At 47.5% G+C, this 12223-nt stretch carries 13 protein-coding genes; 12 read left to right on the top strand and 1 reads right to left on the bottom strand.

The window, feature by feature from the left end; all coding sequences use genetic code 11:
• Positions 1–41 precede the first annotated feature (41 nt).
• Positions 42–1046 (bottom strand): type I glyceraldehyde-3-phosphate dehydrogenase, encoded by a 1005-nt coding sequence (gap, locus tag JYB63_RS03475; RefSeq protein WP_205656413.1) that lies wholly within the window; start codon positions 1044–1046, stop codon positions 42–44.
• A 168-nt stretch (positions 1047–1214) separates the two neighbouring features.
• Here gap and JYB63_RS03470 point away from each other — a divergent pair, with 168 nt between their 5' ends.
• The 12 genes from JYB63_RS03470 (at position 1215) to JYB63_RS03415 (ending at position 12088) form a co-directional block, all read left to right on the top strand.
• Positions 1215–1820, top strand: coding sequence for a DNA-binding protein (locus JYB63_RS03470; protein WP_205656412.1), 606 nt, complete (start codon positions 1215–1217; stop codon positions 1818–1820).
• A gap of 56 nt (positions 1821–1876) precedes the next feature.
• Positions 1877–2317, top strand: coding sequence for a response regulator (locus tag JYB63_RS03465; RefSeq protein ID WP_205656411.1), 441 nt, complete (start codon positions 1877–1879; stop codon positions 2315–2317).
• 110 nt (positions 2318–2427) lie between these two features.
• The gene (locus JYB63_RS03460; RefSeq protein WP_205656410.1) at positions 2428–3096 is read left to right on the top strand and encodes a response regulator; all 669 of its coding nucleotides are present in this window, start codon (positions 2428–2430) and stop codon (positions 3094–3096) included.
• Between the two features lie 110 nt (positions 3097–3206).
• Positions 3207–3491, top strand: coding sequence for a hypothetical protein (locus JYB63_RS03455; RefSeq protein ID WP_205656409.1), 285 nt, complete (start codon positions 3207–3209; stop codon positions 3489–3491).
• A gap of 1556 nt (positions 3492–5047) precedes the next feature.
• Entirely contained in the window at positions 5048–6274 is a 1227-nt protein-coding gene (locus JYB63_RS23605) for a tyrosine-type recombinase/integrase (RefSeq protein ID WP_205656408.1), read from the top strand.
• Between the two features lie 183 nt (positions 6275–6457).
• Entirely contained in the window at positions 6458–8191 is a 1734-nt protein-coding gene (locus JYB63_RS03445; protein ID WP_205656407.1) for a GspE/PulE family protein, read from the top strand.
• Position 8192: 1 nt separating this feature from the next.
• Positions 8193–9404, top strand: a complete 1212-nt coding sequence (locus JYB63_RS03440) for a type II secretion system F family protein (RefSeq protein WP_205656406.1) — start codon at positions 8193–8195, stop codon at positions 9402–9404.
• A gap of 13 nt (positions 9405–9417) precedes the next feature.
• A complete protein-coding gene (gene gspG / locus JYB63_RS03435) occupies positions 9418–9849 on the top strand; it encodes a type II secretion system major pseudopilin GspG (RefSeq protein WP_205656405.1) in 432 nt (143 codons plus the stop codon).
• A gap of 19 nt (positions 9850–9868) precedes the next feature.
• Positions 9869–10327 (top strand): prepilin-type N-terminal cleavage/methylation domain-containing protein, encoded by a 459-nt coding sequence (locus tag JYB63_RS03430; protein WP_205656404.1) that lies wholly within the window; start codon positions 9869–9871, stop codon positions 10325–10327.
• The gene (locus JYB63_RS03425; protein ID WP_205656403.1) at positions 10314–10697 is read left to right on the top strand and encodes a type IV pilus modification PilV family protein; all 384 of its coding nucleotides are present in this window, start codon (positions 10314–10316) and stop codon (positions 10695–10697) included. The genes JYB63_RS03430 and JYB63_RS03425 overlap by 14 nt, the downstream gene beginning before the upstream one ends.
• The gene (locus JYB63_RS03420) at positions 10687–11268 is read left to right on the top strand and encodes a prepilin-type N-terminal cleavage/methylation domain-containing protein (RefSeq protein ID WP_205656402.1); all 582 of its coding nucleotides are present in this window, start codon (positions 10687–10689) and stop codon (positions 11266–11268) included. Before JYB63_RS03425 ends, JYB63_RS03420 begins: the two co-directional genes overlap by 11 nt.
• Positions 11258–12088 (top strand): type II secretion system minor pseudopilin, encoded by an 831-nt coding sequence (locus tag JYB63_RS03415; RefSeq protein ID WP_205656401.1) that lies wholly within the window; start codon positions 11258–11260, stop codon positions 12086–12088. The genes JYB63_RS03420 and JYB63_RS03415 overlap by 11 nt, the downstream gene beginning before the upstream one ends.
• Positions 12089–12223: the final 135 nt, after the last annotated feature.

Here is a 12223-nt window from a genome sequence, read left to right as displayed (position 1 = left end):
AAACGGGCCGTTAAACGGCCCGTTTTTTTATGCAGGGTATTTTACAGGGCTGCAATGGCTTTGCAGGTATCCAGCATACGGTTTGAGAATCCCCATTCGTTGTCGTACCAGGCAAAAACTTTCACCAGGCCGTCGGCATACAGGGTCTGCGTTGAATCAAAGATGCACGAAGCGGGGTGGTGATTAAAATCAACGGATACCAGCGGTAACTCATTGTAATGCAGTATCTGATGGTACTGATCCATTGCAGCGGCCTGCATCAGACTGTTGATTTCATCGGCACTTGTGGCCCGTTCAGGTATAAAGCTTAAATCCACGAGAGATACGTTAGCTGTCGGTACCCGTACGGCCATGCCGGTCAGTTTGCCGTTCATTTCCGGTAATACCAGCCCGACAGCCTGAGCGGCACCTGTCTTGGTGGGAATCATTGAAAGTGCAGCTGCCCGGGCACGGTAAAGATCGCCGCCGGAGGTATCAGAAAGGTGCTGATCATTGGTATAGGCATGGATGGTGGTCATCACACCCTGCCGGATACCAATTGAATCGTTCAGTATTTTTGCCATAGGCGCCAGGCAGTTGGTTGTACACGATGCGTTGGAGATGATTCTGTGATCGGCGCTCAGGCTTCCATGGTTAACGCCATACACGATTGTGGCATCGGCATTGGTGCAGGGTGCGGATACCAGAACCCGTTTTGCGCCCTGATTCAGATGGACTGAGGCCGCTTCTTTTGATGTGAATCTGCCGGTGCATTCAAACACAATATCTATATCAAGTTCAGACCAGGGTAGTGCATGGGGCTCTGCTTCGCTGAGCATGGTAATGCGGTCGATTCCGACGTGCATTTCATTATTAAAAAGCTGTATCTGGGTGGCGAATCTGCCGTGCACACTGTCGTATTGGCAGAGGTGAATATTACTGGCCGGATCTCCCAGATCATTGATGGCTACTACGCTGATATCGTGCTGTCGTCCTGACTCATACAAAGCACGCAATATGTTTCTACCGATGCGACCAAAACCATTGATTGCGACACGTGTAGTCATAGTACTTCTCCTTTTTCAGGCAGGTAATTTCAGAATATGAATAAACGCACTGAATTAAAAGCAGTTTTTCAAAGAATATAAGGATTGTCGACACTCTGGCGCTAGTTAGTTGTTACTAACACTGGTATGATACATATCATTCAATATGTATTGTGTATTAATAATATCATGAGCGAACACGATTCAACCTATCAGAAAGTCTTTATTGCGGCGGATGAATTGCTGGCAAATGGACAGCGTCCTACACAGCAGTCGGTGCGGGATTTATTGGGCACCGGCAGTCTGACAACCATCAATAAAGCCCTGAATGCATGGTGGCAGAGCCTGGGTGAGCGGCTGCAAATGCAGCGTCAGCGACCGGATATTCCGGAGCATATTTTCGAGATGGCAAACGGAATCTGGGAGAAAGCATTGGCTCATTCAGAGGCTGAAATTTCAGCCAAAAGGCAGGCTCTGGAAATGGAATATGCCGATAAGCTGGCCGCCCTGAACGCCCGGGAAGCAACCCTGATATCAAACAAAGTGACCGGGTTTTCAGCAGCGGATACACAAAGCGAGCAGAAAGTAATTCAATTAACGGATGAAAATTTACGGCTCTCGCAGCATAATCAAAGACTTGAAGGCGAACTGACGAATTTGCGTGATGCATATCAGCAATCACAACAGCAAATTATTCAGCAGGATTTGCGGCTTCAGTCATTGGACGCAGAAAAAACTGCCAGGGAGCAGGAAGTGCAGCGTCTGCATTCGCTGATCCTGAGTCTGAATAAATAACGATTACTGCCGTGGTGAAGCGGCGATGAATACCAAGCTATGTGACCTGGAATACTATGGATATATATCTGGAAAAAAACGCCACATATGAGGACGTTCTGGAAGCTATTCGTGAAGTTGGTGCAAACGCGGCAGTCTGTTGTACGGAAGATGCTGTTTTTGCATTGGCAAAAGATGTTTTGGTCAAAGAAAAGCAGGCGGGCGTAACGGTTCAGCTTGTTGACGAGCAGGGGTTTGCAATTCGTCAGGTGACAAGCAAAACCCCGGAAGAAGACCGGCCGACAGATTGCCAGCTGAGTACCCGGCAGGCTTCAGTTGTGCGGGCCCTCGAAAAAGTGCTGATGCACTGTAAGAAAGAGGGTGTTCAGCTTGTTGGCTACAGCGATGAGCTGGTTGCAATGCCGGCTGAAGTTGATCCGGAAGATGTATCGCCGGCCGTCGCCCTGGATGTAGAAACTTTTGGCGTATACCGCGGCGCAGACGCAATCATTAAATGAGAATAATTCTTTTTAAAGAATAAGGTTTCAAAATAGGTACTCTGCGGTAGTTTAACTTGATTATTCTCAGTAACATCAATACGTATCGAGCGTAACCCTTTGTAAATATTATGAGTGAATTGATCAGAGTACTTTTGGTGGATGATCATCCTGTAGTGCGGGCAGGTTTTCAGAGACTGCTTGATAATGATAGCCGCATCGACATTATCGCTGAAGCAAGTAGCGGTCAGGAAGCTGTTGAAAAATACTTCGAGACCCAGCCTGATGTGATAATTATGGACCTTTCAATGCCCCAGGATGATTCCGAAAAGGAAGGCATACAGGCATATGGCGGGTTAGAGGCTATCCGAAAAATCCGTGCAAAAGACCCTAAAGCCAAAGTTCTGGTTTTAACGGTTATGGAAAGTGAGCCGTTTCCGGCCCATGTTGTTCAGGCGGGTGCCAGTGGTTATTTAACCAAGCGCTGCGCACCGGATGAGCTTTTAATGGCTGTTTGTGAAGTCGCCAGCGGAAAGACATATTTTGCTGAGAGTATCAAAGAAAAGCTTTCACCTGGCAGCGGCGAAGAAGGTACGCCTTTTGGTCTGCTGACGAAGCGTGAATTCCAGATATTTTCATGCCTGGCAGAGGGGCAGCCGGTTGCGCATATTGCTGAGAAAATGTTTCTCAGCCCGAAGACGGTTCATGCGCACCGGGCGAATATTTTACGGAAACTGAAGATTAGCAATAACTCTGAATTGGTTCACATGGCGATTCGTCACAACATCGTCCAGGCATAAATAGTTCAGGCAGAAATGGTTCAGGCATAAATATGGCACTAAAAATGCGAGCTTCAGCTATGCTTAATGGCATAGTAACGCCAATAAAACCCAGCGAAAGCGAGGCCAGTATGAATCCAATCAGGCAGGATCAGTCAGACCTTATTGTTGAGGCTGACTTTATGTGGCGCGAAATTCAGATTGGTGATGACATCTATATCGATGCCGATCATTACATGGATGGCGAACGCAAGCTTTGCAAAGCTGTTCCGTATCAGGTTCTGAATAAAGTCGAAGCTCTGGGCGGCGCGCAAACACTGGTGGTCCAGTCATACAAAACCGGTGAGCTTGTGAATGTTTCAATGTACCAGGTATGCAGCTACGAACAGGCGCCAACGCCGATACAAATGGTTTGAATAACGCATCATTACAAAGAGGCCCGGTTAATCCGGGTTTTTTTGTGCCTGTCACTTTTGGGCCAATCTGGCTTTCAGTGAATCTGAATTATCACTTTTTGTGGCTCAAAATTCTCGTGCGGAGAGTGCCGCTAATTATTTTTTCGTGGGGTGAGTATAGTTTCATGCACGTAGCGCACGATTATAAATTTGCTATTTATCATTTCACGTCGTAATGATTATTTGTTTTCTTTCCAAGAATCGATTTGTTTCCCGTATAGCGAGCAGGCTTGTTAAAAGCTGTATGTCTGTTGGCGAAGATTGATGGTGTTCGGTAGTTGCAATGTTAATTGGCAGAAAAGGTAATCCTGATTACTAGGCTTTTCCATTGGTGCATACAGACTGATTGATAAGCTCAAAAGAAGTGTCTTTATAGATAAGTTGGTTGGCGCTAGCCAATTTTATGACGCCTGAATATAGATATTTAAGGTTTCGCATAATATATATTATGTTAAATAGAGTAATGATTTTTGTATCCGTATGGCACCTGTTCTGCAGAAAGGTACTGTTTTGATATGTAAGGAATACTAGATCACAGATTGAGGCGCTTTTCTTCGTGCGGAGAGCGTCGCTAATTTTAATTTCGGGTACTGAGCTACGGTCTGTGCACACAGCGTCGCGTGTTTTTTGAAAGGCTTGGTAATGACCTTAATCATTTTGCAGTGAAATGATTAATGCTTTCCTCTGCCAGGTATTCGTTGTCTCAGTCTCCTCATTAGTGTTGCGCTTCCTCAGCATTCCAGTTCAGAAATCTGCACTGTGAGTCAGTCGAACTTTGCCCGAAACGTTCAGGTCTTTTCAGGCTGACAGGAAAGCCGAAATTCATGCTGAAAGGAAAACGGAAAGCTCCGTCTGGTATTACATGGTTATCGATGGCCGCTTCAGTTCAGTGCCCTGTACAGAGAGTCGTGTTGCTTAAGGTTACAGCTCCACTATTTTATTTCTTCGGCCTGTCCGCGCCGTTCTGTTGTGCTGACGAGTTCTACGTCCGGATTACCGGAGATGTTTGCGGACAACGTGAGGTTTGGTTGTGATGTTGGAGATCTCCAGCAACGGTTTGTACATTCGCTTTACGTTATAGAAGTAATCAGCTGCAGTATTCAGTCATGTAACAAATGTGGGTGTTGCTTACTAAATCAAACTGTCGGTGAGATTCTTAAGTGCAAACGGCTTGCAAGAACAGAGTTGCCACTAAGACTAGAAACTGAAATTCAGATGTGACGGATTGAGTATCAGTTAAAGCTACAAGCCGTTAATAGTGTAAGTGATGCTGAAGTTACGGTTTATCAGTAAAGACGTCGGTTTATCTGGTTACTATCTGATTACCTGGTATGTATTCAGAGGCTGGTTATAAAGAAGCAGTAAGGTTAACGCATCAAGGCTAATTCATCAGATAATCAGGGAGATAGCTCTACATTTGAGGTTATATTGTATTTCCAGTAGTAGACACTACTGGAAGTTAAGTGTGTTAATCCATATACTCAGCACCAATGAATTACATTCTGAGGTTTCGATCCGTGTCTGATAAATCGTTTCCCGGTTTACCGCTTTTTGATTCTGCAAAATACTTCAATCAGATCCCCAGAAATGCGGTCTTTCCTGATCAGTCACCGGCTGTCGAAGAGTTTGTACTTAGCCTTGATATTGATGGCGCGCTGGATGACTACCGCTATACCCGTGACTTTCTGGCCAGCTACAGTAAGAAAAGTCAGGATACCTACGATAAATTCCGCGGTGACGCTGAACGTTTACTGCTCTGGGCCTGGCTGATTCAAAGAAAGTCAGTTGTAGCGCTGCGACGGCGTGATCTGGAAGAATACACGGACTTCGTCGCAAAGCCCGACAGCAACTGGCAGGCACCGGCAACCGTACGGCGTTTTCTGAGTTCGGGCGGTCAGCGCCTACCTAATGAAGATTGGCGCCCTTTCCGTCTGGCCGGCGCCGGTAAAGGCCGCCTCAACACTAAGTCCTGGCAAGGGCTGTTTTCCAATCTCAGTGTTTATTTCAATTACCTGATGGCTGAAGATTACGCGCCGGGTAATCACATTCCTATCGTAAAGAAAAACTGCCCTTATTTACGGCAGGAAACCGGCATTAATACCGCTAAACGCCTGTCTGAACTTCAATGGGAATACCTGCTCAGCACGGCTGTGGCCATGGCGGATGCGGATCAGACCCATGAACGGACTCTGTTTGTTATTGCTACCCTTAAGTCTCTTAAACTTCGCATCTCGGAACTGTCTGAGCGGCCCAACTGGTTACCGGTTATGTCACATTTCCATCGGGATCATGAAGGTAACTGGTGGTACCGCACCTTTGGTAAAGGCTCTAAAGAACGGGATGTGTCGATATCTGATGAGTATCTGAAGTTTCTCAAACGTTACCGTGTATACCGTGGCCTACCCCCCCTGCCTTCCAAAGATTCCAGTGAGCCTGTTATTGAATCCCGGGTTAAAAAACGCGGTATTGGCAGCCGTCAGCTGCGGAATATCGTTGAAGCGGCCTTCACAGAGAGCTGTGAATCACTGTTAAAAGACGGTTTTGAAGTGGAAGCCTCAGAACTGCGAGCGGCGACCACCCACTGGCTCCGGCATACCGGTGCTTCAATGGAAGTTGCAGCAGGTCGCAATCTTGCCCACGTTCAGGCGGATCTGGGACACGGCAGCATCCGTACCACAGATGAGCTGTATGTGGATTCTGACAACATGGAACGGGCATCCAGCGCTAAAGGTCAGGATGTTTAGATATCGACCGGTTTCCTGTGTGTCCTTTGTATCTGCTTATTGCTGATTAATTCCCCATTCCGGTGATTCTCTGCAGGCATTACGCAGAATGTCTGATCTCTTCTACACTGTGTTAAGTGATTAATGTGCCGCAGAGAATCGCATCCTGTGGCGAAAAGGGATTCTTTCCAAGGGATCGGAGCTATGGGTAATCACGTTGGCAGTGTTTTATCAGACATTCACGATTTACACCTTCAGCTTGCTGATTTACTGATCGGTCGCCAGAAAATATCGCCTGATGAAATGGCTAAATGCAAGCTGCTCCTGGCGGAACAACCGGACACATCCCTTCCTCACCTGTTATATAAGCTTGGTTTTGTCGGTGCGGCAGACCTTGCTGCGTACCTGGCTGAGCTCAGTAATTTGTCGGTAATAACTGATGAGGCGCTTTCACAGGCCTTCAGTTGTTCTGAGTTACTGGCACCGGATTTTTTAAAGCAACATCAACTTGCACCAGTCAGTTTTGACGACAATGTATTAACGCTGGCGGTATTCGATCCGGGAAATAGTTTTGCGATCCACTGTGCAGAAATGGCCACCGGTGCCCGGGAAGTGCGCTTATATGTCATTTCAAAAACAGATCTGGACATATTTCTGAAAGCGCTTTCCGGAGATGCGAATTCTCATCTTTCAGATCTTAGTCAACAGGCGTCTGTTGGAGTAATTGACTACGAAAAAGATGTAGATCAACTCCGGGATATGGCCAGTGAGGCACCGGTAATTCAGCTTGTGAACTTGTTGATACAGCAGGCGTGTAAAAGGAATGCATCAGATATTCATGTTGAGCCGTTTAACGGTGTGCTGAAGATCCGTTTTCGCTGCGACGGCGAACTGGTTTTGGTTGAATCCCCTCCTGCCAATCTTACTGCTGCTGTCATTTCCCGACTTAAGATTATGGCCGGAATGAATATTGCTGAGCGTCGGTTGCCGCAGGATGGTCGCATTAATATTAAGGTGCAGGGCCATCATCTGGATATTCGTATCTCAACGTTACCGACGGTTCATGGTGAGAGCATGGTGTTACGGCTACTCAGAACTGATCAGCTAACACTCGATTTTAATGATCTCGGTATTCGTGATGGTGCATTAGATCAGTTGTTGTCGGCGTTGCGTCAGCCAACCGGCATGGTGCTGGTAACCGGCCCTACCGGTAGCGGCAAATCAACAACGCTTTATGCGGCATTAAAACTGCTGAACAGTGAGCAACGTAAGATCATTTCTGTTGAAGATCCCGTCGAATATCAGATTGATGGCATTAATCAGATACCGGTGAATACTGATATCGGCTTAGGTTTTGTCACTGTATTACGTTCAATCGTACGTCAGGATCCGGACATTATTATGGTCGGTGAAATGCGGGATCATGAAACGGCCCGTATATCGGTGCAATCGGCACTGACCGGGCACCTTGTACTGAGTACTGTACATACCAATGATGCTGCTTCGAGCATTACACGTCTTATTGATATGGGGATCGAGGGGTACCTGCTCGCCTCTACCTTGCTTTGCGTGGTCGCACAAAGGCTGGTTAAGCGGCTTTGTCCGCATTGTGCTGAACCCTATACACCGGATGAAAATGTGTTGGCTGCTTTAGCCCCTGAATATATATCTGAATCAGAGCCGGATATATGTTTTTACCGGCCTGCAGGATGCGCTGAATGTGATAACCGTGGGGTATCCGGCCGTATTGCGATTGTTGAGGTCCTGACGGTAAGTGATGCGTTACGCAAAAGCATGCTGAAACTGGCTGATGCAGATGCCTTTCGCAAGCTGGCATTGCAGGAAAATATGCAACCAATGATCAGCGATGGTTTGAGTAAGGCCCGGGCTGGGTTGGTTTGCATAGAAGATGTGATCAGGGTTACACGGGAGGTATGAAATGGACAGTTTCTTCTACCGTGCAGTGGATCGTGAAGGCCAGTTAGTCGATGGTAATGCGGATGCAGTTTCAGAGTCTGCCTTAATTACAAGGCTCCGTGCCGAAGGTTCTATTCCTGTTTATATCGGAAGTCAGCCGGTTTCCGGTTTGTCAGATAAGCGTTTCATTCGTTTCAACAGATCTCAGACTGAGCTGGTTGAAACGTTTAATGAAGAGCTGATGTATCTCCTCAGTGCTGGCATTTCGCTGGACCGGTCTCTGGAGGTTTTGTTACATGGCCAGCACAACGACGGACTGCATGACCTGGTGCAGGATATTCTGAAAAGTATCCGTGAAGGCCAGACGTTCAGCGCTGCACTGGACAAGCATCGCCTGGTCTTTTCACCTGTATATATAAGTCTGATCCGGGGCGCTGAAGCAACAGGTAATATTGCTGCAGGTATGACGACGCTCAATGATTATCTGCGGCGCAGCCGACAGCTTCGTGAGCAACTTTCACAGGCGATGGTTTATCCCGTTGTTTTACTCACCGTTGCCCTGCTTTCTGTGCTTATGATTCTTGTTTTTGTCGTGCCTCAGTTTGCGGACATCATTGAAGGAACCGCAGATAACCTCCCTCCGGAAACCCAGCTAGTCTTTTGGCTCAGTGAAGTGACGACTGAATACGGTGTATTTGTTCTGGTTGCTTTAACTGTGCTGGTGATTGTGTGCCGTTATTTGTTTCTCGCAGGACGATTAAACGCCCTGCTGGATTATTGCAAAACCGCGGTCCCCTGGTGGCGGGAGATTTTCATTCAGTCTGAATTGTCCCGCTTTTGCCGTTGCTCCGGTGCACTGCTTTGCAATGGTGTCCCGCTTCCGGAGGCTCTCAGTATCGGTTGCCGCAGTTTGACGATGAACGAATTATCAGTATCCGTCACGCGAGCCCTGAGCCAGGTGAAAGAAGGTGGTGCTTTGTCAGAACATTTAGCCAGGGTTAATTATGTTCCACCGCTGCTTTTGCAATTGGTTCAGATAGGCGAGGAAACCGGTGAGACAGGATCGATGTTACTCCGGGTGGCCGATATATATGATCGCCAGCTAGCCATCCGAACTAAAAAGCTGCTCAGTTTAATTGAGCCGGCCATGATTGTGTTGCTCGGTGTCATCATTGCAGTGCTCATACTTTCATTGCTGTCTGCCATTGTTGGTATTAACGATATTGCATTATGAGAAGGAGTTCATCATGTCCGTCACTGTTAGAAGTCTCTCGCAAAAAGGATTCACGCTTCTGGAAATATTGGTTGTACTGGTGATTTTAGGATTGCTGTCGGGGCTGGTCGGGCCCCGGCTGCTGGGGCATCTGGACAGTTCTAAGGTGACGGCAGCGTCGTTGCAGATTGATGAGTTCGGTGCAGCGCTGGATATGTACCGGCTGGAGGTTGGCAGCTACCCAAAGTCAGAGCACAGTCTGGCTGCGCTCATCGAGAAACCTGCGGACGTTTCAGGTTGGAATGGCCCTTATCTGAAGAAAAAAGTTATCCGGCCAGATCCCTGGGGAAACCAGTATCACTATAAGTATCCCGGTGATAACGGTGAATATGACTTGTTCTCTCTCGGGGCGGACAATTTGCCGGGTGGTGAAGGCGAAAATGCTGACATTGTCAGCTGGCAATAACGGAACGGAAGGTTTTGTTATGTTAACGATCGGTCAAAAGAAACATCAGGGTTTTACATTGCTCGAGTTGCTGGTTGTTTTAGCCATAGTAGCGACAGTGTCAGCGCTTGTTTCTGCCAGGTTTGGATTTAACACTGATGCATCTGAGATAGGAAAGCTTCATAAACAATTGAATGCGGTAATAGCTAAGGCGCAATATCTGGCGAATCTTGACCGTCGGCCGGTACGGATTAGCGTAGATGCGGAAAAGCGTAGTCTGTTACTTGAAGATAAGCTTGTTTTTACATGGTCCGACTCTGTCACTCTGACGCTGGCTGGCGCATCAGCATTAACCCCTTCCCGCGAATTTATTACTTTTTTACCTGCTGGTGGAAATTCCGGAGGGCAATTCAGATTACATGAAACAGCCTATCCCTTTGAGTCGCGGGAATTGACGGTTAACTGGTTAACCGGAGAGATCAGGGATGTTGCCCTGTAATGCCCGTGGGTTCACATTACTGGAAGTGCTGGTAGCACTGTCCATTGCATCGGTGAGCGTGGCTGTTGTGCTGATGTCTTTGGCGGATTCCGCTAAAAACGTTCAGCTTAACCGTCATTACCAGTACGGCCTTAGTCTTGCGCAATCGCAGCTGGAAGAAGTGGTTTCAAGACAGCCCCTTATGCCGGGGAATCAGTCAGGCGTTTCCGGAAGTTACCGGTGGAAGAGCCAGGTCAGTGTTCTGTCTGAAGACGATATTACAACTCGGTTTCGCTTATACCGTATCCGTGTAGAGGTCAGTTGGAATAACCGGGCGGATTACCCCGTATCACTGCAAACCATGCGTCTGGGAGCTGTATATGTGGAATAAATCGGAGATCCCTTCCCGTATGAATGGCTTCACGTTACTGGAGCTGTTGATGTCTTTGTCTCTTACCTCTGTCTTGCTGGCCGTACTGTACGGATCATTCTATCAGTCATCTTTCGGCGTCAATAAAATCAGTAAAATCAACAATGAAGCGTCCAGATTTAATCTTATCTATAAGCATTTGCGGCTGCAGTTACAGAAAGCCGTTGATATCCCTGAGTCCGGTCATTCAGTCTTTTCAGGTGATAGCCGGAGTCTCACTTTTGTATCTGCCCTGCCACCTTTGCAGGGGCATGCTGGCCTTTACAAATATCAGCTCAGTTCAGGCATTCAGGATTCTGAATTAGTGGTAACACCGTATCAACCGCAAGTTCATCACAGCGAAATGTTTACCCTGAAAGACTCCGGACCATTACAGATTACTTATAAGACAGATCATAAAGCAGAATCGGAATGGCAAACCCAGTGGCAGGATAAGCCTCATTTACCCGCGTTAATCAGAATCAAGTTTACAGCACAGGATCTCTTGCCCCCACTGACGGTAGCAATACGCAGAGGTGGTTATGAAAGCTAATCAAAACGGGTTTGTTCTGATTAACGTTTTATGGGTTGTGAGCATTATGGTTGTGCTACTGAGCATACACAGCGTTGGTTTGCGTTATCTGACAACCGCTACCCTGGCACAGCAGGAGCAGATAAAACTGGAAAACGCACTTGAAGCGGCGGTTTACCTGACGCTATATCAGCTTTATTCCGGCCAGATAGATCCTGCATCCGTTCCGTCTCCCCTGATCCAACAGATAAACGGTATCTCTGTTGCTGTTGAGTTAAGTGCCACCGATGGTAAGGCTGATCTGAATTATGTATCCGGTACGGTGTTAACCCGCATCATCACAGCGGTCGTACCTGACCCGCAACAGGCCCAGAACTTATCGGATGCCATTCTCGACTGGCGTGATCCGGATGACCTCGTCAGGCTAAATGGCGCGGAAGAAAAGGATTACAGAGCCGCTGACCATCCCTTCTTGCCGGCAAACCGCCCGTTTATACACCTCAGTGAACTGCAGCGGGTATTGGGTATGAATACAGCAATTTATCAAAAGCTCAGGCCTTTGCTCACACTCCACAGCGGACAGTCTACGGTTAATCAGAACAGTGCCGGTTTGCCTATGCTTCAGGCGCTGGGGCTGGATACAGCTAATTACAATGGATCTTTTATGAATCCGGGCAGCAACCGGATCATCAGTATCCGTGCGTTGCCAGAATCCGCTGAATCTGCAGGCACAGAGTTAAACATGACATTGAAACTCACCCCTCATGATCCCGATCAGCCGTTTCAATACCTGAGCTGGGATGGATTCGAACCAAATGTTCCCCAATGGGCCGGGAGCTAGTCTTATGCATATACCGGGCTTATCAGGATTACAGGCACAGGCTGTGTCAGCACTGGATTGGTGGATAGCTGGTATTAAGCAGTGTTGTCCTCGTTTTTTGCAGCGAGTTCTGTTCTCATCTGCCTCGGTTTTAGA

The organism is Aliamphritea spongicola (assembly GCF_017051665.1).
Classification (GTDB): domain Bacteria; phylum Pseudomonadota; class Gammaproteobacteria; order Pseudomonadales; family Balneatricaceae; genus Amphritea; species Amphritea spongicola.
Note: the sequence above shows the minus strand (reverse complement) of the source record. Positions and strands in the feature narration are given on the sequence as shown.

Bases quoted from the DNA above. Each gene is read 5' to 3' on its own strand.
- JYB63_RS03460 (WP_205656410.1), top strand. From the start codon at position 2,428: ATGAGTGAATTGATCAGAGTACTTTTGGTGGATGATCATCCTGTAGTG.
- JYB63_RS03430 (WP_205656404.1), top strand. From the start codon at position 9,869: ATGTTAACGATCGGTCAAAAGAAACATCAGGGTTTTACATTGCTCGAG.
- JYB63_RS03470 (WP_205656412.1), top strand. From the start codon at position 1,215: ATGAGCGAACACGATTCAACCTATCAGAAAGTCTTTATTGCGGCGGAT.
- JYB63_RS03420 (WP_205656402.1), top strand. From the start codon at position 10,687: ATGTGGAATAAATCGGAGATCCCTTCCCGTATGAATGGCTTCACGTTA.
- JYB63_RS03455 (WP_205656409.1), top strand. From the start codon at position 3,207: ATGAATCCAATCAGGCAGGATCAGTCAGACCTTATTGTTGAGGCTGAC.
- gap (WP_205656413.1), bottom strand. From the start codon at position 1,046: ATGACTACACGTGTCGCAATCAATGGTTTTGGTCGCATCGGTAGAAAC.
- JYB63_RS03465 (WP_205656411.1), top strand. From the start codon at position 1,877: ATGGATATATATCTGGAAAAAAACGCCACATATGAGGACGTTCTGGAA.
- JYB63_RS03415 (WP_205656401.1), top strand. From the start codon at position 11,258: ATGAAAGCTAATCAAAACGGGTTTGTTCTGATTAACGTTTTATGGGTT.
- JYB63_RS03445 (WP_205656407.1), top strand. From the start codon at position 6,458: ATGGGTAATCACGTTGGCAGTGTTTTATCAGACATTCACGATTTACAC.
- JYB63_RS03440 (WP_205656406.1), top strand. From the start codon at position 8,193: ATGGACAGTTTCTTCTACCGTGCAGTGGATCGTGAAGGCCAGTTAGTC.
- JYB63_RS03425 (WP_205656403.1), top strand. From the start codon at position 10,314: ATGTTGCCCTGTAATGCCCGTGGGTTCACATTACTGGAAGTGCTGGTA.
- gspG (WP_205656405.1), top strand. From the start codon at position 9,418: ATGTCCGTCACTGTTAGAAGTCTCTCGCAAAAAGGATTCACGCTTCTG.